This window comes from Burkholderia sp. Bp9142 (assembly GCF_003853415.1).
Taxonomy (GTDB): Bacteria; Pseudomonadota; Gammaproteobacteria; order Burkholderiales; family Burkholderiaceae; genus Burkholderia.
This window is the reverse complement of sequence record NZ_QTPP01000001.1, coordinates 524,850-546,868: the sequence shown is the minus strand read 5'-3', so window position 1 is coordinate 546,868 and position 22,019 is coordinate 524,850. Positions and strand designations below refer to the sequence as shown.

21 protein-coding genes and 1 pseudogene are annotated in these 22,019 nt (G+C 64.2%); 13 read left to right on the top strand and 9 right to left on the bottom strand.

All coding sequences use genetic code 11. The features are described 5' to 3' along the window. Positions 1-83: 83 nt before the first annotated feature. Positions 84-1,037 (bottom strand): LysR family transcriptional regulator, encoded by a 954-nt coding sequence (locus tag DIE22_RS02515; protein WP_124604380.1) that lies wholly within the window; start codon positions 1,035-1,037, stop codon positions 84-86. A gap of 226 nt (positions 1,038-1,263) precedes the next feature. On the opposite strand from DIE22_RS02515, the gene DIE22_RS02510 reads away from it, so the two are divergent. Continuing rightward, positions 1,264-2,292 (top strand): DUF1338 domain-containing protein, encoded by a 1,029-nt coding sequence (locus tag DIE22_RS02510; RefSeq protein ID WP_124499460.1) that lies wholly within the window; start codon positions 1,264-1,266, stop codon positions 2,290-2,292. 232 nt (positions 2,293-2,524) lie between these two features. Here the strand turns inward: DIE22_RS02510 and DIE22_RS02505 are convergent, their stop codons facing one another. Beyond that, entirely contained in the window at positions 2,525-2,722 is a 198-nt protein-coding gene (locus DIE22_RS02505; protein WP_124499459.1) for a CsbD family protein, read from the bottom strand. 54 nt (positions 2,723-2,776) lie between these two features. Next, a complete protein-coding gene (locus DIE22_RS02500; protein WP_409410181.1) occupies positions 2,777-3,166 on the bottom strand; it encodes a BON domain-containing protein in 390 nt (129 codons plus the stop codon). Between DIE22_RS02500 and DIE22_RS38610 the strand changes: the two genes are divergently transcribed. From DIE22_RS38610 to DIE22_RS02485, 3 genes are all read left to right on the top strand, one after another. Continuing rightward, entirely contained in the window at positions 3,144-3,344 is a 201-nt protein-coding gene (locus DIE22_RS38610; protein ID WP_185640529.1) for a hypothetical protein, read from the top strand. The two genes, DIE22_RS02500 and DIE22_RS38610, sit on opposite strands and share 23 nt — an antisense overlap. 422 nt (positions 3,345-3,766) lie before the next feature. Next, the gene (locus tag DIE22_RS02490) at positions 3,767-4,918 is read left to right on the top strand and encodes a branched-chain amino acid ABC transporter substrate-binding protein (protein WP_124604378.1); all 1,152 of its coding nucleotides are present in this window, start codon (positions 3,767-3,769) and stop codon (positions 4,916-4,918) included. 194 nt (positions 4,919-5,112) lie between these two features. Beyond that, complete coding sequence (locus tag DIE22_RS02485; RefSeq protein WP_124604376.1) at positions 5,113-6,285, top strand: NAD(P)/FAD-dependent oxidoreductase; 1,173 nt, start codon at positions 5,113-5,115, stop codon at positions 6,283-6,285. A 191-nt stretch (positions 6,286-6,476) separates the two neighbouring features. Here DIE22_RS02485 and DIE22_RS02480 read toward each other — a convergent pair whose 3' ends face one another. Continuing rightward, on the bottom strand, positions 6,477-7,997 hold the full coding sequence (locus DIE22_RS02480; protein ID WP_124604374.1) for a class I adenylate-forming enzyme family protein: 1,521 nt from the start codon (positions 7,995-7,997) through the stop codon (positions 6,477-6,479). A gap of 157 nt (positions 7,998-8,154) precedes the next feature. On the opposite strand from DIE22_RS02480, the gene DIE22_RS02475 reads away from it, so the two are divergent. Further along, positions 8,155-8,838, top strand: coding sequence for a Crp/Fnr family transcriptional regulator (locus tag DIE22_RS02475; protein WP_124499454.1), 684 nt, complete (start codon positions 8,155-8,157; stop codon positions 8,836-8,838). Between the two features lie 585 nt (positions 8,839-9,423). Continuing rightward, a complete protein-coding gene (locus DIE22_RS02470) occupies positions 9,424-9,840 on the top strand; it encodes a cupredoxin domain-containing protein (RefSeq protein WP_124499453.1) in 417 nt (138 codons plus the stop codon). Between the two features lie 262 nt (positions 9,841-10,102). Here DIE22_RS02470 and DIE22_RS02465 read toward each other — a convergent pair whose 3' ends face one another. The 4 genes from DIE22_RS02465 to DIE22_RS02450 all read right to left on the bottom strand — a co-directional run bounded on the left by DIE22_RS02465 (position 10,103) and on the right by DIE22_RS02450 (position 13,679). Beyond that, positions 10,103-10,675: a PAS and helix-turn-helix domain-containing protein gene (locus DIE22_RS02465; RefSeq protein ID WP_124604372.1), complete on the bottom strand. Its 573-nt coding sequence runs from the start codon at positions 10,673-10,675 to the stop codon at positions 10,103-10,105. Between the two features lie 92 nt (positions 10,676-10,767). Beyond that, positions 10,768-11,292 carry a DUF5943 domain-containing protein gene (locus DIE22_RS02460; RefSeq protein ID WP_124604369.1) on the bottom strand — a complete coding sequence of 175 codons (525 nt, stop codon included), beginning with the start codon at positions 11,290-11,292 and terminating at the stop codon, positions 10,768-10,770. Positions 11,293-11,320: 28 nt separating this feature from the next. After that, positions 11,321-12,292 carry a dipeptidase gene (locus DIE22_RS02455; protein WP_124604367.1) on the bottom strand — a complete coding sequence of 324 codons (972 nt, stop codon included), beginning with the start codon at positions 12,290-12,292 and terminating at the stop codon, positions 11,321-11,323. 40 nt (positions 12,293-12,332) lie between these two features. After that, a complete protein-coding gene (locus tag DIE22_RS02450) occupies positions 12,333-13,679 on the bottom strand; it encodes an MFS transporter (protein ID WP_124604365.1) in 1,347 nt (448 codons plus the stop codon). A 192-nt stretch (positions 13,680-13,871) separates the two neighbouring features. On the opposite strand from DIE22_RS02450, the pseudogene DIE22_RS38605 reads away from it, so the two are divergent. Further along, positions 13,872-14,012: pseudogene (locus DIE22_RS38605) on the top strand (ATP-dependent helicase); the annotation flags it as partial. Positions 14,013-14,156: 144 nt separating this feature from the next. Here DIE22_RS38605 and DIE22_RS02440 read toward each other — a convergent pair. Next, positions 14,157-14,870, bottom strand: a complete 714-nt coding sequence (locus DIE22_RS02440) for a LuxR family transcriptional regulator (protein WP_124604363.1) — start codon at positions 14,868-14,870, stop codon at positions 14,157-14,159. 429 nt (positions 14,871-15,299) lie between these two features. Here DIE22_RS02440 and DIE22_RS02435 point away from each other — a divergent pair, with 429 nt between their 5' ends. The 6 genes from DIE22_RS02435 (at position 15,300) to DIE22_RS02410 (ending at position 22,011) form a co-directional block, all read left to right on the top strand. Further along, on the top strand, positions 15,300-15,683 hold the full coding sequence (locus tag DIE22_RS02435; protein WP_124604361.1) for a DUF4902 domain-containing protein: 384 nt from the start codon (positions 15,300-15,302) through the stop codon (positions 15,681-15,683). Between the two features lie 402 nt (positions 15,684-16,085). After that, a complete protein-coding gene (locus tag DIE22_RS02430; RefSeq protein ID WP_124499446.1) occupies positions 16,086-16,739 on the top strand; it encodes an acyl-homoserine-lactone synthase in 654 nt (217 codons plus the stop codon). Positions 16,740-16,893: 154 nt separating this feature from the next. Next, positions 16,894-18,186: a beta-ketoacyl-ACP synthase II gene (gene fabF / locus DIE22_RS02425; protein ID WP_124499445.1), complete on the top strand. Its 1,293-nt coding sequence runs from the start codon at positions 16,894-16,896 to the stop codon at positions 18,184-18,186. A 163-nt stretch (positions 18,187-18,349) separates the two neighbouring features. Further along, the gene (locus DIE22_RS02420; RefSeq protein WP_124499444.1) at positions 18,350-19,735 is read left to right on the top strand and encodes an NAD(P)/FAD-dependent oxidoreductase; all 1,386 of its coding nucleotides are present in this window, start codon (positions 18,350-18,352) and stop codon (positions 19,733-19,735) included. A 108-nt stretch (positions 19,736-19,843) separates the two neighbouring features. After that, complete coding sequence (locus DIE22_RS02415; RefSeq protein ID WP_124499443.1) at positions 19,844-20,926, top strand: fatty acid desaturase family protein; 1,083 nt, start codon at positions 19,844-19,846, stop codon at positions 20,924-20,926. An 80-nt stretch (positions 20,927-21,006) separates the two neighbouring features. After that, positions 21,007-22,011: an aromatic ring-hydroxylating dioxygenase subunit alpha gene (locus DIE22_RS02410; RefSeq protein ID WP_124499442.1), complete on the top strand. Its 1,005-nt coding sequence runs from the start codon at positions 21,007-21,009 to the stop codon at positions 22,009-22,011. Positions 22,012-22,019: the final 8 nt, after the last annotated feature.

The following is a 22,019-nucleotide window of genomic DNA, read 5'->3' as shown; positions in this document are numbered from 1 at the left end:
TGCCGAAGCGAGGTCGGCTGCCCGGAGCGCCGGGTCGGGGTTGCCCGCCCGGCGCGCACCGGACCTCCCGCGGTACGCCGCGATCACTCGACGTCTTCGTCGTCCACCGCATCGAGATCGTCTCCATCCTCGTCCCTTCCCGGCGCCGCATACGCGCTTGCCTGTTCCAGCAGCCACGCGCGAAACGACTCCAGCGGCTTGCTGTGGCTGAACTCCGTCGGATACACGAGGTAGTACGCCGAATCGCCGACCGTCGTCGCGTCGCACGGCACGACGAGGCCGAGCTGCTGCAGCTGTTCCTCGACGAAGAACTTCGGCACCAGCGCGATCCCGAGCCCGGCCGCGGCCGCGCTGATCAGCATCGTATGCAGTTCGTAGCGCACGCCCTGCATCGTGCGGATGTCCTCGACGCCGTGCGTCTCGAACCATTGCGCCCATGCGCCGGGACGCGTGGTCGAGTGCAGCAGCGGATACGCGAGCAGATCCTCCACGCGTTCGACCGGCCCGTCGAGCAGCGCGGGCGAGCAGATCGGCACGACTTCCTCGCCGAACAGATAGTCGGACGACGTGCCGGGCCAGGTTGGCTTGCCGTAGTGGATCGCGGCCTCGAAGTGCGTGTCCTCGAACGAGAACAGGTCGGTGCGGCTGCCCATGTTCACGCGCACGTCCGGCGTGCGGTCGTAGAAGCTCTTGATGCGCGGGATCAGCCAGTGCGACGCGAAGGTCGGCAGCACGGCGAGCTCCAGGTAGCCGCCGCCGCTGCCGTGCGCGATGATCGACAGCGTGTCGCGATCGAGCGCCTCCAGTGCGCGCCGCACCTGCGTGCCGTACAGCTTGCCGGCGCGCGTCAGCACGACGCGCTGCTTCACGCGCGCGAACAGCCGCACGCCGAGGCTCGCCTCGAGCGTCGCGATCTGCCGCGATACCGCGCTTTCGGTCAGGAACAGCTCCTTCGCCGCGTGCGTGAAGCTCTCGTGGCGCGCTGCGGCTTCGAAAGCCACGAGCGCACCCATGTTGGGGATCTTGAATTTGCGCATGATGCTCGTTTCATCTGACGAACGGACCGGCCCGCGGCGGGCCGGCGGGCCGGTGCGGGGACCGCGAATAATTCCAAAAACTCATCACATATCAATTTAATCTCGCTTTACGCCCCGCTGCAACCCTTTGAATAATGCATCCCACGCAAGGCATGGCGCCCGCTGGGCGGCCGGCCACCCGAATTGCCGGCACGTGTGCCGGCGGTCCTCCGACACGAGAATCCTGATGCGCAATCCGAATATCGAGAGCTTGCTGACGAAGCTGCTGGGACAGGCGAAGACCGACGCCCTGTTCGCGACCCTGAACATGCCGGCCATCCTCGACGAATGGGAAACCGACGTCGTCACGCGCGCGGAAATCGCCCAGGCGATGAACATGGCGCTGTTCGAAGGGCTGCTCGAACGTTCGGCGAACGGCCGCGCGTACACGGCCGATGCCATCGAGAACGGCGGCTCGGTCTACTTCGACCACGGCGCGCTGCGCACGGTGCGCTGGCCGCACACGGGCGCGCTGCCGCCGGGCGAAGCCGCGTTCACGCGCATCCTGCGTCCGCTCGGCTTCCGCCTGAACGGCCGTTATCCGCTCGACAAGCTCGGCATGACCGGCCGCGCCTACGCCCATGAAGACGCGCCGGACGAGATCGCGCAATTCTTCGTCAGCGAACTGCATCCGGAACGTTTCTCGAAGGAATTCCAGCAGGCCGTGACGAACGTCGTGAGCTCGTCGCGCGATCCGCTGTCGCCCGCGGCCGTCGCGCTGCTGTGGGAGATCGAGCGCGAAGGCGGGTTGCCGCTCGACGCCGCGCATGCGCTGCTGCCCGAGATCGTCGGCGCGTTCGCTCGCCAGCACGACCTGCCGAACGAACTCGATTACGAAACGCTGCTGCTTGAATCGGCCGAGATGGCATGGATCGCGACGGAAGGCAACGCATTCAACCATGCGACCGATCGCGTGACCGACGTGTTCAAGCTGTCCGACGACGAGAAGGCGAAGGGCCGGCCGATGAAGCCGGAAGTCGAGCGCTCGCGTTCGGGCCGCGTGTTCCAGACCGCGTATCGCGCGGACATCGTCGAGCGCGAGTTCCGCACGCGCGACGGCGACACGGTGAAGCGCAACGTGCCGGGCTCGTTCTACGAATTCATCACGCGCCGTCGCACGTTCGACCAGGCGGCGCGCCGCTGGGTGACGGACCTGCGTTTCGATGCGGGCAACGCGCAGGGCATCTTCAAGATGACGGCGAACGCGGCGAAGTAAATGAAGTAAACGACGCACGATAATGGACGGGCCGGCGGCTGATGACAGCCGCCGGCCCGTTTGCGTTGCATGGGCGCCGTGATCGTCAGAACAGGTGCGTGACCAGATGGAACGACACCAGCACGCCGACCGGCACGCCGAGCAGCCATGCGATCAGATACTTGCCCATGTCGTTGTCCTTCGCGTGGCCGCGTCGCGGGATGCGGCGCGGCGGGGTGAGACGACTGGTGCGTTACAGCGCGCGATCGAAATCCTTCAACTGCTGCTCGGCTTCGTCGCGCGCGATCCCGTAACGCTCCTGGATCCTGCCGACCAGATAGTCGCGGTTGCCTTCGGCGACGGCGAGATCGTCGTCGGTCAGCTTGCCCCACTTGGCTTTCAGCTTGCCGGTCAACTGCTTCCATTGACCCTTGATCTTGTCTTCGTTCATCGTTCGCTCCTGGAGTAAGGGGGAGAAAAGCGCGGCGCGCGGCCGCGCGACAGTTCAGGCCTTCGCTTTCAAGCCGGATGCGTCGACGTGCTTCAAGCCCTTGATCGCGCGCGTCACGGCGACGGCCTTCTTCACCGCGATCCTCGACGGCAGCACGCCCGTCAGCGTGACGACGCCGTCGATCGTCTTCACGCTGACGTGCGTGCTCTTCAGGCCTTCGGCGGTCGCGAGTTCGCTCTTCACCTTGGTCGTGATCCACGTATCGGTGACGGGCTGGTTCGATTCGGTCGCCATGCCGTTGTCGGCCGGCGACGACGACTGTGCCTGCGCCGCATGCGTGAGCGGTGCGGCGGCGAGCAGACAGGCGGTGCTGACGGCGAGCAGCGTCGAAAGGTGCGAGATCCCGCAGATGGAGGCCGTGTTGAAGTGCGCGGACGGCGGCACGAAGGCGGTCGTCGTCGCCGGTCAGCCGATCGACATGAACGGCGAAGCGGGCATGCTGTTCACGTTCATGGATCTCGAGCCGCGCAAGCAGGCCGGCAAGCTCCAGGAGAAGGCCGGCGAGGCGGCCGATGCGGTGCGCAAGCATACGGGCACCGACACCCATATCGACCGGCACTGAGCGCCATTGACCGAATCGCGCGATGTGCACGCGTCGCGGCTGCCTGACACAGCGATGATGCATCATCGGCATTACCGGGCGCGGCCCCGAGGCAACGGCACTGGCGCGCAATCCGCCTGATGTTTCTCCGTCCCGGCCCGCCGTCGCGCGGGCCGCGTGCCGCCGGTCATGACGGCACTTGATGACAATTCCTCACAACGTAGTTCCGATATTTCGTTTGCTGCACGCGTATTGGCTACCCACAATCGGTTCACCTCTTTCGCGCCGACAGGTTCCCCGGAGACAGAACCGCGGTGATCGACCGGCAGGCGACGCGCCATTGGCGACGCCCCGCCGGCAGGAACATTCGCCGGGCACGCGGGAGGTCGCCGGCGCGCGATGGTCGCGCGTCGCATCCCGACCCACACAAGAAGGATTGGCCGATGACGTTCCGCATTCGTTCGCTTTCCGGCATCGCACTGACCGCCGCGATCTTCGCGTTCCAGACGGGCGCGGCCCACGCGCAGGAGACGGTCGTCAAGGTCGGCGTGGCCGTGCCGCTGACCGGCGGCGGCGCCGCCTACGGCAAGGACATCGAGAACGGCGTGCGCATGGCCGTCGACGAGGCGAACGCGGCGCATACGACGATCGGCGGCAAGCCGGTGAAGTTCGTCGTCGCGTCGCAGGACGACCAGAGCGATCCGCGCATCGGCGTGCAGGCCGCGCAGCAACTGACCGACGCGCAGGTGGCCGTCGTGATCGGCCACTTCAATTCGGGCACGACGCTGCCCGCGTCGAAGCTCTACGCGAAGGCCGGCATTCCGATGATCACGCCGTCGGCGACCAATCCCGACATCACGCGCGCCGGGCTCGGCACCGTGTACCGCGTGATCGCCACCGACGTGCAGAACGCCGGCAATGCCGGTGCGTATGCGGCGAGCGTGACCAAGGCGAAGCGCATCGCGATCATCGACGACCGCACGGCGTTCGGCCAGGGCGAAGCCGACGAATTCGAGAAGGCCGCGAAGGCGAACGGCGGCACGATCGTCGCGCGCGAATTCACGAATGACAAGGCCGTCGACTTCAGCGCGCAGCTCACCAAGATCAAGAGCACGAATGCCGACCTGGTGTTCTTCGGCGGCCTCGACGCGCAGTCCGCGATGCTGGTCAAGCGCATGCGCCAGCTCGGCATCCGCGCGCAGTTCCTGGCGGGCGGCGGCGTGATGAACGCGAACTTCATCAGGCTCGCGGGCAATGCGGCCGAGGGCGCCGCCGTGTGGGAATACGGGCAGCCGCTGTCGCGTCTCGCGAAGGGCAAGCAGTTCGAAACCCGATTCAAGCAGAAGTACGGCGTCGACATGCTCGCGTATGCGCCGTTCGCGTACGACGCGACGTGGATCGCGATCAACGCGATGCAGAAGGCGAATTCGACCAAGCCGGCCGATTTCAACGGCGCGCTGAAGACCACGCGCTACGACGGCATCACCGGCACGATCGCGTTCACGAACACGGGCGACCTGAAGAACCCGAGCTCGACGCTGTATGAAGTGAAGAACGCCGCGTGGCAGCCCGTCACCACGCAGACGGCGGACTGAATCGCCGAACGCGCGCGGACTTTCGCGGCGACGCCGGACGTGCTGAAATACCCAGGGCGATCGGATGCGATCGCAGCGCATGTCGGGGCGATTCGCCGGGCGGTCCGCCCGCACGGCGCCGCGCGCGACGCGGCACGAACAACCTTCGGGTGCGGCCGGCTGGCCGCGCCTTTCACGTGCAACTGGAGTCAGTCGTGAGTTCTCAAGTCGTCATCGTCGGCGGTGGTGTGATCGGCAGCTCGATCGCCTATTTCCTGCGTGCTACCGATCCGACGGTGTCCGTGACCGTCATCGAACGCGATCCCACCTATGCGAAGTCGTCGTCGGCGCTGTCGGCCGCGTCGATTCGCCAGCAGTTCTCGACGCCGCTGTCGATCGAGATGTCGCTGTTCGGGATCGACTTCCTGCGCACGATCGGCGAACGGCTCGAGGTCGACGGCAACCGGCCGTCGATCGATCTGCATGAAGGTGGTTACCTGTTCCTCGCGACGCCGGCAGGCGACGCGACGCTGCGCGAGAACCACGCGCTGCAGACGAGGCTCGGGGCCGATATCCGCTTGATGGATCGCGATGCGCTGCGTGCGAAGTTTCCCTGGCTGAATGTCGACGATCTCGTGTCGGGCGCGTATGGCGTGAGCGGCGAAGGGTGGTTCGACGGCTACGGGCTCGTGCAGGCGCTGCGCAAGAAGGCGCAGGCGCTGGGCGCGCGCTACGTGCCGGCCGATGTGACCGGCGTCGTTCGCGACGGTCGCAAGGTGACGCACGTGGTGACGAGCGACGGCGAGCGTTACGCGTGCGACACGCTCGTCAACGCGGCCGGTGCATGGGCGCGCACGCTGTCGTCGATGATGGGCATCGACCTTCCCGTGCATGCGCGGCGTCGCAGCATCTTCAACGTGTCGTCGCCGGCGAAGCTCGCCGATTGTCCGCTGCTGATCGATCCGACGGGCGTGTATTTCCGGCCGGAAGGGCGCACGTATATCTGCGGCACGTCGCCGAGCCCCGATCGCGATCCCGACGACCTGCCGCTCGACGAGGTCGATCACGACCTGTTCGACGAAGTGATCTGGCCGACGCTCGCGAATCGCGTGCCGGAGTTCGAGGCGCTGCGCGTGGAGAACTGCTGGTCCGGGTACTACGAGTACAACGTGTTCGATCACAACGCGATCATCGGGCATCACCCCGGGCTCGACAACGTCGTGTTCGCGAACGGGTACAGCGGGCACGGGCTGCAGCAAGGGCCCGCGACGGGGCGTGGCGTCAGTGAACTGATTCTGGGTGGGCGATATGAAACGCTCGACCTGTCGTCGCTCGGCTGGGCGCGTGTGCTCGAAAACCGGCCGATCGTCGAAAAGAACGTCGTGTAGCGCGGCGTGACCGCCCGGTGTGGCGTGGGCGGGATTCTCCTTGTGTCTCAATCTGATTGGCCCGGCTTTGCCGGGCATTTTTTTATCCAAGTTATCGTCCGGACCTCCGAAGGGTCGAGGAAAAATTCCCCACCCTGTTCGGACGGTGATCAGCCGGCGATGCGATCGGATGTTTTCCGGGCCGCGCGGCGTCATGCGACGTGGTCGCGCAGTGCTCGCCGCAGGATCTTTCCCGAGCCGGTCTTCGGCAGGTCGGCGACGAACGAAACGAGCCGCGGAATCTTGTACGCGGCAAGGCGCGTCCGGCAAAAATCCAGCAGTTCCTGCTCGGTCACCGTCTTGCCGTGCGCGACGACGACGAAGGCTTTCGCCAGTTCTCCCTTCAGCGGATCCGCGACGCCGACCACGGCCGCCATTGCCACGGCGGGATGCTCGCACAGCGCGCTTTCCAGCTCGGCGGGGTAGATATTGAAACCGCCGGTGATGATCATGTCCTTAAGGCGATCGACCACGTAGAGATAGCCGTCGGCGTCCATGTAGCCGAGGTCGCCGGTGAGCAGGAACCCGTCGGCGTCGATGGCTTCCGCGGTCGCGTCCGCGCGGTTCAGGTAGCCTTTCATCGTCAACGGCCCCCGCAGCGCCAATTGTCCGGTTTCGCCGTGCGGCAGCGCTTTTGTCGGGTCGTCCGGCGCGACGATGCGGGCCTGCATCGGCGGCAGCGGGACGCCGATGGAACCAAGGCGCCGCTCCCCGAGCAGCGCGTGCGTGGTCCCCAGCCCGCCCAGCTCGGTCATCCCCCAAAGCTCCAGCAGCGGGGCGCCGAAGCGCGCCTCCACCTCGCGCATCTTCGCGACCGGCATGGTCTGGCCGCCGACGGTGCAGCGCGTCAGGCTGGAGAGATCGTACGTGTCGAACTCGGGACAATCGAGCAGGTACAGATACATGGTCGGCACGCCCTCGAAAAGGGTTGCGCGATACGTCTCGATGCTGCGCAGGATGGCTTCCGACTCGAATGTCGTGTGGAGTATCAGGGTCATCCCGTAGGCGATGGCGCATTGCATCACGACGTTGCCGTAGACGTGCGACAGCGGCAGCGCGCTTACGACGGTGTCGGCATCGGTGCGCCGATGCAGCGTTGCCGTCATCGCCACGTTCAGCAGGATAGCGCGATGGGTCAGCATCGCGCCTTTCGGCTTGCCGGTCGTGCCGGACGTGTAGGCGATCGTGCCGACCTCGTCGAGCCGGTCCGGATCGACGCCGGAAATCGGCTCGGCCGGCGTTGCGGTCCAGTCCGCGAACGTCTCGACCGCTTCGCCGTCGCCTTCGAACGACACCAGGACGGGTCCGGTTTCCTCCCCAAGCGCTGCCCGAAGGGCCAGCAGCTTGTCGCGCAGCCCGAATACCACCGCCGCTGCGCAATCCCGCACGATGAACGCGGCCTCCGGCCCCGTCAGCATCGGGTTGAGCGGATTGACCGTGCAACCCGCCTTGAGGATTCCATAGTAGGCCACGATCCATTCCGCGGAGTTCGGCGCAAGGAGGGAGATGGTGGTGCCCGGGCCGTAGCCGCGGCGCTGCAGGCGCGTCGCGACACCGGAGGACAAGCGATCGAGATCGACGAAAGTGAAGTGCCGGTCATCCGTCACCAGCGCCGTTTTTTCGCCAAAGCGCGCGGCGGCGCCGGCGATCAGCGCACCGATTGAAGTCTCCATTCCCGTTCTCCGATAGGTTTCGCGACGGCGCCCGCGCCGTGCGGTTCCGGCTGCTCGTATGGACGGCGGCCGGAAGTCACTTTAATCGGCAAGCTGGCGGGAAGTCTGTCTCGTATGGAACAATCTCGCGAACGAGCCCGCATTCATCCGCACGACCATGAAGACGTCCGACGAACTGCTCCTGACCACGCCGTGGTTCCCGGCACTGCCGCAACGGCTGCAGGACGGGATTCGCAACGACGTACGCCTGATGATCGTGGAGGCCGGCGGTTACGTCTGTCGGCGCGGCGACGCGAGCCGCTGCTGGTTCGGCGTGGTGGATGGCCTGATCAAGGTGTGCAACACGTCGAGCGACGGGCGGCTGATGACGTTTGCCGGCCTGCCGCCGGGCGCGTGGTTCGGGGAGGGGACGGTCCTGAAGTCTGAACCCTGGCACTACGACGCCATTGCGCTGCGTCCGTCCCGGATTGCCTGCCTGCCATCCGCGTCGTTCTTCCGGTTGCTCGACGAAGACATCGCGTTCACGCGCTTCCTGCTCGAACACGTCAACGAGCGGCTCGGACAGTTCATGGCGACGCTGCAGAGCGATCGGCTCACCGAACCGGCATTGCGGGTCGCCAACTGCCTGCTCGTGATGTTCAATGCGCGCCTGTATCCGCTGGGCAACGTCGAGATCCAGCTCACGCAGGAAGAAATCGGCTATCTCTGCGGCGTCACGCGCCAGAAGGTCAATCTCGCCGTTCGCCGGATGGAAACGCTCGGCCTGCTGAGCGTCAGCTATGGCCGCGTCACGGTCACCGACCTGGCCGGATTGCGCCGTTTCGCGACGCGCACGCCCTGAGCGCAGGCTTGCGCCGCAGATTGTGCCGCGTTTCCGCTCTAGAAGATCCAAAGTGGACCGTTCGCCAAAAACAGACGGATGCCATTGTCCGCTCTGGTGCCCGAGCCCCCGTGCCAGCCTCGCTCGCGAACGACTGCTTTCGTCCATGAGGCAGTCACATACTCCACGAACAGTCGAACGGCCGCTTCGGGTGGCAACGGGCGGTTGTGTCCGCCGGCAACCGGCCATCAGCGGAAGTTCAAGCACGTTCGCCGAATGTTCGCTTACGGCCCATGAAGGGGCATTCGCCGGCACCATTCTTCGGAAGCTCAGGCGGCGGTTCCGTGCAGCAAGCGGCCATTCGATTCGCGACAACGAATGCTGCTTTATTGGCCGTTCGATATCCGGCCATGTGCGCCGCGAAAAGTGGTCCCCGGCGGCCACGACGATGACGAGGGTTCCTACCCATGCATATTGGCGAACGTGCCTACTGACGCGCGACGGTCATCGAGAGAACAGTTGATCCACGAGCCTGCGGGGCCGGCGAATCCGGCACCGTGGTTCGCCGCGTCTTGCGGCAACACGGCACTTTCGAGGAGAAACATCATGATCAACAGAAGCCGTACTGCGTTCGTGCTGGCGGCGGTTGCGCTCGGCGTCGCGCCGCTGAGCAGTCATGCGGACGAGATGATCCATGTCAAGCTCACGGACAACGCGATTCAACTCGATGCCGGCACAGTGAAGGCCGGGCGGGTCACGTTCGAGGTGAACAACGCAGCGAACGGCAGTACCGAACATGAGCTTGTGGTGCTGAGGACAGACATGGACGACGCGCATCTGCCCGTCCAAAAAGGCCAGGTCACGGAAAGCCGGTTCAAGAAAATGGGCGAGGTGGAGGACCTGGAGCAGGGTTCGACCAAGCGCCTGTCATTGAAGCTTGCGCCAGGACGCTACGTGCTGATTTGCAACCGGCCGGGGCACTATGAGATGGGCATGCACACATCGTTCGTCGTTGCGCGCTGAGCCGAGGCACGCCTGTCCCGCCTTTGCAGCGGATCGATAGCGACAGTAGCGCTACTTTTGCGAACGCCTGTGGGAAAGGCCCCGGTCGAGCGATTTCATCAATCTGTTGCATCGACGGGTTGAATCCGCAACGATGATCGGTCATTCGGCGGGAGAATATCCACCGGCTGCAATGGGCCGGCAAGCGACGCCCATGGAAATCCACGAAGAACCTTGTTTGTCGGCGCGTGGATGCAGGCGGTGCTTTTGATGCGCGCGCGACTCACGCCAGCAGGCGCGCAATGAGATCGTGGGTCGTGCGGACTTCGTACTTCCGCAGCAAGCTCGCGCGATGGATATCGACGGTGCGTGGACTGATGCTCAGCTCCTTGCCGATTTCCTTGCTGGTCAGGCCGTGAACCAGGAATGCGGCGACGTCGCGCTCGCGATCGGTCAACGTGCTGGCGACGTCGGGATGCTTGGCGTCGCCCGACAGGTCGGTGAAGGTCCAGATGGCCAGCTCGAACGGCCGCTTCGGGTTGTATCCGAAGCCGCACACGGTGACCCAGAAATGGCTGCCGTCGACACGGCGCATGATGCGGTCGTCGCTGAACCCGGCATGTTTCGCGAGCAGCGGCGCAAGGCGGCGGCCGGTCGTCGCGAAGTCCTTCTGCTGCGGATACAGCTTCGCGAACGACTGGTCGACGATGTCGTCGCGGGTCGCCCTGAACAGTTGCAGCGCCTTCTCGTTGCAGTCGACCATGATGCGCTCCCTGGCCACGATCGCCGCGACGGGCAGATGCCTGAAGAGATCTTCGTAGTCGAGGCTGGGCATCGAGTCGGTCATGTTCGGCATCTTGTCGACGGGGCCGAACCGGGTTCGGACCCGGGCTATCTATCGGGCAGGGTTGCGCCTGCCTGATTGTAGCGGTAGCGCTTGCAAGAAACTCATCGGACGTGAAAGACGCAGCAATCGTGCCCTTCGCCCGCACACCGGACTTCCGCCGAATGCGCGCGCGGGCCTTTGCTCGCCGTATCGGCCGCGGTGTCGTTGACCCAGTCCATCGCACCGGCGAACCAGCCCGCGAACATGTAGCACAGCTTGCCGTGCTTGTCGGGCTGCGCCAGAACGAAGGACGAATGGTGCAGATGGATGCGCGCATGCGATGTCGCCGGGTCGGCTTCGGCGAGGGTGAACACGCCCCAGCCGCGCTGCGACAGCCGCTTCAGATAATGCTCGAATACGGCTATGCCGCCGATGCCGTGCTGCTTCGCCTCCTCGTCGCACCAGTGATAGGCCGACTTGTAGCCGGCCTTGTAGAGAATCGACGCATAGGCTTCGCGGCCGAGCGCCTCTTCGACGGCGACATGATTGTTCGTGAAGAAGTGGCGCGGCACGTACAGCATCGGCAGCGCGTCGGTGGTCCAGACACCGGTATCCGGATCGACGTCGATGGGCAATTGTGGCTGCATGGCGGGTGCGCAGGTGTCGTGCGGTGGTTCAACCGTTCCAGACTTCGCCGAATACCCGCAGCCAGTTTTCGCCCATCACCTTCTTGATGCGCGAATCGCTCCAGCCGGCGCGCTGCATCGCGGCCGTGAGGTTCGGGAATTCGCCGATCGTGCGGATGCCTTCCGGATTGACGACCTTGCCGAAGTCCGTCAGGCGACGATAGCGGCCCTTGTCGTGCGTGATCCAGTCGAAGAACTCGGTGCTGTAGCCCTGCGTGAAGTCCGTGCCGATGCCGACCTTGTCCTCGCCGATCACGTCGATCACGTATTCGATCGCTTCGAGATAATCGTCGATGGTTGCGTCGGCGCCGCGTCGCAGGAACGGCATGAACATCGTGACGCCCACGAAGCCGTTTGCTTCGGCGATCTCGCGCAGTTGATCGTCCGTCTTGTTGCGCGGATGTTCTTTCAAGCCGGACGGGCAGCAGTGCGAGTAGGTGACCGGCTTCTTCGAACAGGCGATCGCGTCGGACGATGTCTTCGCGCCGACGTGCGAGAGATCCACCATGATGCCGACGCGGTTCATCTCCTGAATCACTTCGCGGCCGTATCCGGACAAGCCGCCGTCCGGTTCGTAGGAACCCGTGCCGACGAGGTTCTGCGTGTTGTAGCAGAGCTGCACCACATTCACGCCGAGTTCCTTGAACACTTCGATGTAGCCGAGGTTGTCCTCGAACGCATACGAATTCTGGAAGCCGAGGATGATGCCGGTCTTGTTCTCCTGCTTCGCGCGCAGGATGTCGTCCGTCGTGCGCACCAGCGTGAGGATCTCACTGTATTCGCGGATCTGCTGCTTCATTTCCGCGATGTTGTCGATCGTCTTCTGGAAGTCTTCCCACACGGAGACCGTGCAGTTGACGGCGGTGACGCCGCCCTTGCGCATGTCTTCGAACACCGAGCGCTCGAATCTGGAAATGTTCAGGCCGTCGATGATGATGCTGGCGTCGTGAAGGCTGGTCATGGTGTCCCTCTATGCGTTGATCTTCTTGCGTGACAGGCGCTCAGACGGCGCGTTCGACGCCGCGCTTGGCGGACTGGGTGGTTCTCGCGGTTGCCGGACCGGCTTCCTCGAGTGCCGTCTTCGACGTTTCCGGCAGTGCCAGGCCGCCGATCATCGCGAAGATCGACACGGCGATCAGGTAGTACGCGGGCGACAGGTTCGTTCCGGTCGCGGAGATCAGCCACGTGGCGACGAGCGGGGCGGTGCCGCCGAAGATCGTATAGGCGAGGTTGTAGGTGATCGCGGACGCCGTATAGCGGGTTTTCGTCGCGAACACTTCCGACATCAGCGGTGCCGTCACCACGCCCGAGAACACCGCGCCGATGGCGAGCAGCGCGACGCCGATCAGCGATTGCGACAACACGCCCGAGCCGCCCAGCGAGAACGCCGGATAAACCGACACGATGATGAAGACGCCGGTCGTCGCGATCGTCGCGCGGCGGCCGACGAGGTCGGAGAACAGGCCGGCGAGCGGGCACAACGCCGCTGCGAAGAGCAGCGCGAGCACCGTCACGAGAAGCGACGTGCCGCGGGACAGGTGCCCGGCCACTTGCAGGTAAGTCGAAAAATACGTCGTGAACGTGTAGAACGACAGCGCCGTCACGGACACGAACGCGCCGAGCTTCAGGATATTCCACGACTGCGAATGCAGCGTTTCCATCAGCGGGGCATGTGCAACGTCGTGCTTGCCTTCGAGCGCCTGGAACGCGGGCGTTTCATTCAGGTTGACACGCAGGTAGACGCCGATGAGGCCGACCGGTGCCGCGATCAGGAACGGCACGCGCCAGCCCCAGTCGATCATCGCCTGCGACGACAGCGACGACTCGAGCAGATAGGCCACCACCGCCGCGCAAGCGAACGACGAGAAGGTCGACACCGGCACGAAGCTGCCGAAGAATGCGCGGCGGCGGCGCGGGGCATGTTCCATCACGTAGGCGCATGCGCCGGCGTATTCGCCGCCCGCGGAAAAGCCCTGGACGCAGCGGATGATCGTGAGCAGAAACGGTGCCAGGTAGCCGATGCTCGCGTAGGTCGGGAGAAGACCGATCAACGTCGTCGAGCCGGCCATCATCAGGATCGTCAGCGCCAGCGTGCGCTTGCGGCCGATCCGGTCGCCGATGACGCCGAAGATGAGGCCGCCGAGCGGGCGGAATGCGAAGGCCACCGCGAAGACGGCGAACGTCTTCAGGAGTCCGATCGTCGGGTCGCCGCTCGGGAAGAATTCGCGCGTCAGGATGGTGGCGAGAAAGCCGTATGCGGCGAAATCGAACCATTCGACGAAATTGCCGATCGACGCTGCGGCGATCACGCGCCGAAGGGTTCCGGTGTCGACGTCCTGGGTGGTCATGGTCGTGTCCTCTTGGTGTGGGGGCGCTTTGGGTCGCGTCGAAACCCATGGTAGGGACGCCAATTACCTAGGTCCATACGTGTCAATTACCTAGGTAATCGGGGGCGGGGAGGCGGGCGGGACGGCCGATCGGAGCGACTGTCGGATTGGCATCCGGAATCGTGGAAGCCGGACTGCACGTTCGTCATGCAACCCGTGATATCCGGCAACCGGGCGCGCGTCCGGGTGCCGGTGCCCACGCGCTAACTGGCTGAACCGGTGTGGCAATGCCTTGTCGAGTACGGCAAAGGCCTCGATTTGCGATCTCTGGCCGCCTGCGGCGGATTGAGCATGCCGAGCGGCGTGTGAAGGCGCCAGGCAAAAAGCCGCGCCCGCGGAGCGGTTGGCCTGACGCCATGTGCCGTTGCGCCTCTGGGGGCGATGAGCGAGCCTAAGGACGGCAGAAAAGTTCGGATACGGTCGATGAAGAGAATGGCGTCAGAACAAGAGCCCCAGCATCGCTGCCTTGACCGCGGCTTCGGTCTTGTTGGTCGCGTTCAACTTGCGCATTGCATTGACGAGGTGAAATTTGACGGTGCGTTCGTCGATATGCATGATCTTGCCGATCTCGGAGTAGGTTTTCCCCGCGGCAGACCATTGCAGCGACTCGCGCTCGCGTGCAGTCAGCTCGACGGTATATTCGGGCACAAACTGCGCGAGCAGATGCATGCTCATCGCGTAGTTGGCCGTGTTCGCGAGCCATGACATTTGATAACCCTTTTCCGCGAGTTCGCGCTCTTCGATCGGCTCGCCTGATCGCACCATGGTCACGAGTCCGATCGTCCCGGTGCGGCTGATGGACGGCATGCACCAGCCGTGGCGCAAGCCATGGTGCTCCGCTTCCTCCCAGAACTCGACGCTCTGGGTCTGGCTATCGGCACGCCAGATCAAGGGGTTCATCTGACTGAGCCCATGCCGAACCGTTGGGTCGACGGCAAAATAGTTCTGGCTCACATAGCGGTCGACCCACGTCTGCGGATAGTTGGACTGCAGCATGAACTGCGGCTTGCTCACCGGCAACGGAACGCGCAGACCGAACGAACAGTACTCGAATCCAAGGGCTCGCGCGTCAGCCGCGAACTCCAGAAACACGTCGGCCTCGGATTTTGCCGCAGCGTATCCATTCAGATACTTCTCTCTCCAGGTATGCATATCATTACCTTGCGGTCAATCTTGCCCACGAAGGGAGCTATGTCGCGTGGTTGGTGCGTTGACCGGTTTTTTAAAAAGGTTGTTCAAGAGGGAAGCTCAATGTTTCAAGTATCGAGTGGCAGGCATGGTGTCGCATACAAATTTTTTGCGTGGTGGCGGATTCAGGGGGGTATCCGCGCTCGATATTGATCGTTCGAGGTGTGGAGTTTGCATGCGGGTACGGCCATTTGTGCGTCCTGATAATGCGGTGGCATTATCGGGGCGGTCCGTAATAATCGCAAATAACATGCGCATGATCGCACCGGCAATCACGAATCACGACGCGGGCGCGCTGTGCGCATTGCAATGACCTTCGCCTAGCCGATTGCCGCGAATCTTGCCAAACTATGCGGCTTGGATTTTAACAGGTGCCACGTCGAGAGAACGAACATGCCAAAAAAACCGAACGATGGATATGTACGATTGACTTTGCCGGCGTTCTACGCGCTGCGCTTCCGTCGACATATGTGTCAGCAAGCCCCGAACCTGTTGCATGACTTGTGGGGCGAGGGCATCAGCGCCGTCAATGCCGGCTACTACGAGCTGGTCTGCACCGAAACGCGACCGACCGTGAGCGTCGGCTGCGTATGGTATGTGGCAGTGGGCCAGTCTGACGTGAAGGTCGGGAAGGACGACGTCAGCAGCAATGTGATGCTCCTCAACATGAACGGTGACGATTATGGGGCGCGATACAGCCAGGAGTTGATCCAGGGTTGGCTGTGCTCGGGAGTCCGTCAGCGCGAACTTGAATCGGCCATTTTCGCAGGTCACTGATGTTATGTTCAATGCATAAGGTTATCTTGCAGGAAACCCTATGCTTCGCGGCACACCTTTTGTGCCGCGCTGTCCCCGATTTCCGCCGATCCTCCTGATCGGCGCGGCAATGGCGCGATGACCGCGACGGTCATCCATGCCGTGACGCGGCGGCTCGTAGTGTTTTCCTGGAGCCGCCGATAATCCAGTGCGTTCCGGACGGTCTTTCCGACCGGCTCGCGTAGCGCTCCAGTTGAATCCCGAATCCCGAATCCCGTTTGCCCCGCGCAATATCCCGGCGCACTCGCCGCGACGCGTCTCGTCCGAACGCCAGACCCTGCCCATTCGGGCAGCTTTTTTGTCCCGGCGATTTCGGGTCCAATTCGCGCTAACAATTCTAAGGTGAGAGAGAGGGCATTTACGATGCTGACTTTATTGTCGGGAAGAAGCGCTGATTTGAGTCGCGAGACGATGAATCGACTTGCGGAGTTTCGGCATAAGGTCTTCATACGGGAACTCGGATGGTCATTACCCACCGACGACGGCATCGAATTTGACAACTTCGATCACGCGGACACCCTCTATGTCGTCGCTTGCGACCGCAGCGGTGAAATCGTCGGCTGCGGTCGGCTGCTGCCGACCGATGAGCCTTATCTGCTCGGTGAGGTTTTTCCGGATCTGATGGGCGGCGCGTCCCTTCCCTGTACACGCAATGTGTGGGAACTGTCCCGCTTCGCGATGAGCATGCCGCGCGGCGAGTCGTTGACCGCGGAAGAGTCGTGGCAAAACACGCGCTCCCTGATGTCCGAAATCGTCCGTGTCGCGCACGCACATGGCGCCAACCGTCTCATTGCATTCTCGGTGCTCGGCAACGAACGGCTTCTGAAGCGTATGGGTGTCAATGTGCATCGCGCTGCTCCGCCACAAATGATCGAAGGCAAGCCGACCTTGCCGTTCTGGATCGAGCTCGATGAGCAAACGCGCGCGGCGCTGAACATCGACGCGCTGGAACACGGCGTGCCGCTCAACCTGTCGCGCGCGCTGCATGTGTCGCACGCGCTCGGACAAGCGGTGTGAGCGCTCGATGCGCACCGGGAAGAACGACGATCCGCCGCCGCCGGCTCGCCGCTGAAGCGGCCCGGTGCAATGAAGTATCTCAACAGGTGTGCCTGAAGATGAACAGCTTTAACGACGTGGCTCGGCTAGTCCTGGCCCGGGAGGGGAAGGTGAAATGACGCTTCGAGTGGTAGTAACCGGTATTGGCATTGTGTCCCCACTGGGTTGCGGCAAGGAATTGGTGTGGCAGCGCTTGATCGGAGGATGCTCCGGGCTGCGCGTGCTCGGCGACGACATCGTCGGTGAACTGCCCGCCAAGGTCGGCGGGACGGTACAGGGGAAGACCGACGATCCCGACGGGGGATTCGATCCGGAGCTTTCGGTGCCGAACAAGGAACTGCGGAAGATGGACCGCTTCATCCAGATGGCGATGGTCGCCGCGGACGAGGCGCTCGCTGAAGCCGGATGGGCGCCGCAAACCGAGCAAGAGCGCGAGCGGACGGCGACGGTCGTGGCATCGGGTATCGGTGGATTTCCCGGTCTGGCGGAGGCGGTCCGGATCGGCGAGACGCGTGGCGTGCGGCGGTTGTCGCCGTTCACCATTCCGTTCTTTCTGTCGAATCTGGCGGCTGGCCAGATTTCGATCAAGCATCGGTTTCGCGGGCCTCTCGGCTGTCCGGTGACGGCCTGTGCGGCGAGCGTGCAGGCAATCGGAGACGCGATGCGCCTGATCCAGAACGGCGAGGCCGATGTCGTGCTGGCCGGCGGCGCCGAAGCGGCCTTCGACAAGGTCAGCCTGGGCGGATTCGCGGCGGCGCGGGCGCTGTCGACCGGTTTCGGCGATCAGCCGACTCGGGCCTCGCGCCCGTTCGACCGCGACCGTGACGGATTCGTCATGGGTGAGGGGGCCGCGATGCTGGTGGTCGAGTCTCTGAACCATGCCGTCGCACGCGGCGCCCGCCCGATCGCGGAAATCATCGGGTACGGCACCACGGCGGACGCCTATCACATGACCGCCGGGCCCGACGACGGATCCGGCGCCATGCGGGCGATGAAGCTGGCACTGGCAATGGGCGACATCGCGCCGGAACAGGTGGGCTACGTCAACGCGCATGCGACATCGACGCCAGTCGGAGACGCCGGAGAAATCGAGGCGCTGAAAACCGTCTTCGGCGTGGGTGCCGGTCCGGCGATTTCGTCGACCAAGTCGGCAACCGGGCATTTGCTTGGGGCGGCGGGCGCCATCGAAGCGGCGTTTTCCATTCTCGCCCTCCGGGATGGCGTGATGCCCGGCACGCTGAATCTCGAGCACCCCGACGAAGCTGCCGCCGGCCTTGACCTGATCGGGCCTGCCGCACGGCACGTTCCCATCGAGATCGCACTGTCGAACGGGTTCGGCTTTGGCGGCGTCAATGCATCGGTGCTGTTCAAGCGGTACCCGCCGGATAGATCAGCCTCCGCGCATTGAACGCCTGCGCTCGCGGTCGGCAGGCCATTCGCCATTTGGCAAGTATCGCGAATCGTCGGCATGCGGCGCTGCGTCGTGGTCCGCATGCGCCCGAGCCATTCGATGGCGAGGCCGCGTCATGTGCAACCCGGGTTCCAGTCGTTATCCAAAGGGAAAACTTTCCGTGTTAGACACCCTCATCGTTGGCGCCCGCTGCGCGGGCGCCACACTCGCGATTCATCTGGCGCGCGCCGGCAAGCGCGTTCTGGCGATCGACGCGGGCAATCTTCCGAGCGACCAGCCGTTGTCCACCCACTGGATTTCGCCGTACGGCATGGCGCTGCTGGACGAACTGTCTCTTGGCGACAAGGTGCGCAGCTTCGCGCCACCGGTGCCCAGCATGATGTATGGCGTCGACGAGATCACCGGCCGCGTCGAGTATCCGGTCGGCGGACGTTGCTCCTGCCCGCGCCGCATGGATCTCGATGCGCTCTTGCTGGAGGACGCGCGAGCATCGGGGGCCGAGGTCCGTACGCGGACAAGGCTGGTCGGCCTGCTGCGCGACGGCGAGCGGGTGACGGGCGCCGTGGTCGAACATGGCGGCGCCCGTGAAGAGATTCGGGCGCGGGTCGTGGTGGGCGCGGACGGTCCGCACTCTACCGTGGCGGAACGGGTGGGCGCCGAGGCGTATCACGACTACGACTGCCCCCGTGCGATGTACTGGGCCTACTGGCCGCGGCCGGACTGGTTCGACGACGATCCGCGCTATCAGGGCGGGGCGATGAACTGCATCTTCGGCGACGATATCGTCTTCGTGTTTCCGACCAACCGCGATCTGTTGCTGATCGGGGTGGCGTTCGTGAAAACGCAGTTGCCGGAGTGGAAAGGGCGCGTGCTCGAAAAGCTCATGGAGACGCTGAGAGCCAACCGTCACACGGCTCCGCTGATTACCGGGGAGCCGGCGAGCAAGGTGCTCGGCGCGTTGAAGCTGCGCTTTTTCTTCCGTCAGGCGGCAGGGCCAGGCTGGGCCCTGGTCGGCGACGCGGGCCTCTTCATGGATCCGTCCCCCGGGTTCGGGATTACCGATGCGCTGCGCGACGCGCGCGCGCTCGGCCAAGCGATTGTCGAGGGCGGCGACCACGCGCTGGTGCGCTACTGGCGTCAGCGCGACGCGACCTCGATCGACCTGTTCGAATACTCGCGCAGTCGCGGCGACCCCGGTCACAACAACCCGCTCAGCCGGATCCTGTACGGCAAGCTGGTGGCCGACCCGGTGCTGCAGGCACGCCTGCTTGCCTCGCAGAATCGCCGGTGCTCGCCGTTTGCGGTATTCGATCCGAGCGATATCAAGCAATGGGCGGACGAGGCCGTGGCACGCGGCGAGACGGGCGTGATCCAGCCCTTGATCGAAATGTCGCGGCGAGGCGAGGCGATCCGCGCCGAGATGGCGTTGCGCCAGCGTCTGGCCGAGGAGGCTCAATCCGGTCGGCCTCGAGCGCCCGAGCCTGACGAGATCGAATCGTGCGCGCTTGGCAGCGATCACGACGTGCGCGTCAGGGCGTCGATATGAGCGCGCGGAACATCGGTGCGTGGCCGTTGCAGCCACGCGATTTCAAGCCACGGCGGGGCACGTTCGCCCATCGCCGGCCCTGCGTCGCGTAAATCGAGGAGAGACGCTATGACCATCGAAGCCACGCTGGACGGTGATGTCGCATTCTCGCGGCTCAAGCTGCCGCGACACTTCCACCGGATCAGTTCCGTCGCCACGATCCTCTATCTGGCGCACGCGCTCGCATTCTTCCTGATTCCGGCCGCGGTGGCGTTCGCCGTCGTCGATATCCCGGCGTCAACGCCGGCACGTGTTGCCATGGCGATCGTCCTGGGCGTGATCGGCGGGCATGGCATGCACCTGCTGACCTTCGTCGGGCACGAGGGGATGCACACGAACCTGCATCGCAACAAGTACGTGAGCGCCGCGCTCGCGCTCATCTGCTCGTCGCTGGTGCCCGGCTTCCTGATCGTCGGCTTCAGCATGACGCACTGGAAGCACCATCGCTTCACCGGCCAGGACATCGACCCGGATGTCCAGATCTATTCGCAGCACCGCACGTTCTGGTCGCGCATCTTTCTCGCGCGCTCCAAGGGCGTGCGGATCTACACGAAGAACGCGTTGCGCATGGCGGCGGGGCTGCCCTGGCCGGAGAACACGCGGCTGCCGTTCAGCCAGCGCGAAATGCGCTGGATCTCCCGGCTCAACATCGCGTTGAACCTGGGCGCGGTGACCGCCTACGGGTTCATCTGGCATCGCTCGCTGTGGCTGGGTTTCACGGTCATGCTGATCCCGTATATCGGGGTGTACGTGTTCAGCACGATCCGCGCATACATCGAGCACACGGATACCGTGCCGGGTCGATATCGCGACAGCCGCAGCTACACGTCGCCGATCTATACCGCGCTGTTTTGCGGCAGCAATTTCCACCTCGAACACCACCAGTATCCGGCCGTCCCGTGTTACCGGCTGCCGGCGCTCCACACGTACCTGGCGTCGCACGGGCTGTTCGAGGCGGCAGGCGCGCCGGTCGAGCCGTCCTTCCTTGGGGCGCTGCGTTATACGACGGGTCGCTTCCAGTATCCCTGCGTCAACCTGCAGTCCGCGACCGACGACTTCCTCGAGCGGATGGCAGACGGTCGTCTCGATCGCGAAGCGGCCACGGCCGAAGCGCGGGACGGCGACGCGCGGGTCGCCGTCGCGCGCAAGTAGAAACGATCCGGAACGCACACGCCAGCTCGAACTCGCGTCCGGTGTGCCACAACGCCGCCCATGTAGCAAAGAGAGGAATCATGTTTATCCAGAATGCGTGGTACGCAGCAGCACTTTCCGAGGAAGTCCAGCGGGAGCCCTTTGCGCGGACGATCCTGAATCAGAAGATCGTCATGTACCGTACGTCGGCGAACCAGATCGTCGTCCTTGAGGACCGATGCCCGCACCGGCAGGTTCCGTTATCCCGCGGGCGCGTTGTCGGTGACGACCTCCAGTGCTGGTACCACGGGCTCCGGTACGACTGCTCCGGCGCGTGCGTCAGCATTCCGAGCCAGAGCACGATCCCGAAGGGCGCGCGCGTGCGGACCTTCCCCGCCGTCGAGAAATACGGCTTCATCTGGCTGTGGGCCGGCGAGCCGGACAAAGCCGACGAGGCGACGATCCCGGACCATTGGGTCTGTTCGGCGCCCGAACTCGCCGGGAAGATGAGCTATTGCACCATCGCCTGCAGCTACCTGTTCGGCATCGACAACATCCTCGACATCTCGCACGCCGCGTTCGTGCATGCGAAGACGCTGGGTTCGCTCGACATCGTCCAGACTCCGCCCGAAATCGTGATCAACGACGACGAAGTCCGCGTGCGCCGCTACCTGCGCCGCGAGAAGACGCCGCCGCTCTACACCCATATCCTGAAGCTCGACTACATCGACCGCTTCCAGGAGGTCGTCTACTGGCCCATCGGCAACACGCGGGTCGAAACGAGGGCTCACGCCTGCGACGATTCCAGCGGCCAGGTCTACCACGTCTACACGACGACGATCTTCACGCCCGCCACGGACACCACAACGCATGTCTTCGTGGGGATGCACCGCGATTTCGACATCGGGAACGAACGGTTTACCGAGTTCACCGCGAAGGAAGTGTTCTCCACCGTCATGGAGGACAAGGACGTCGCGGAGAGCCTTCAGGCGAACTGGAACCCCACGGCGCCGATGATCGACATCCAGCTCGATCGACCGGCGTTTGCCGCGCGGCGGATATTGGAGCGAATGGGGGCGAACGCGTCCATTCGGGCCGCCGTATGACGCACCGC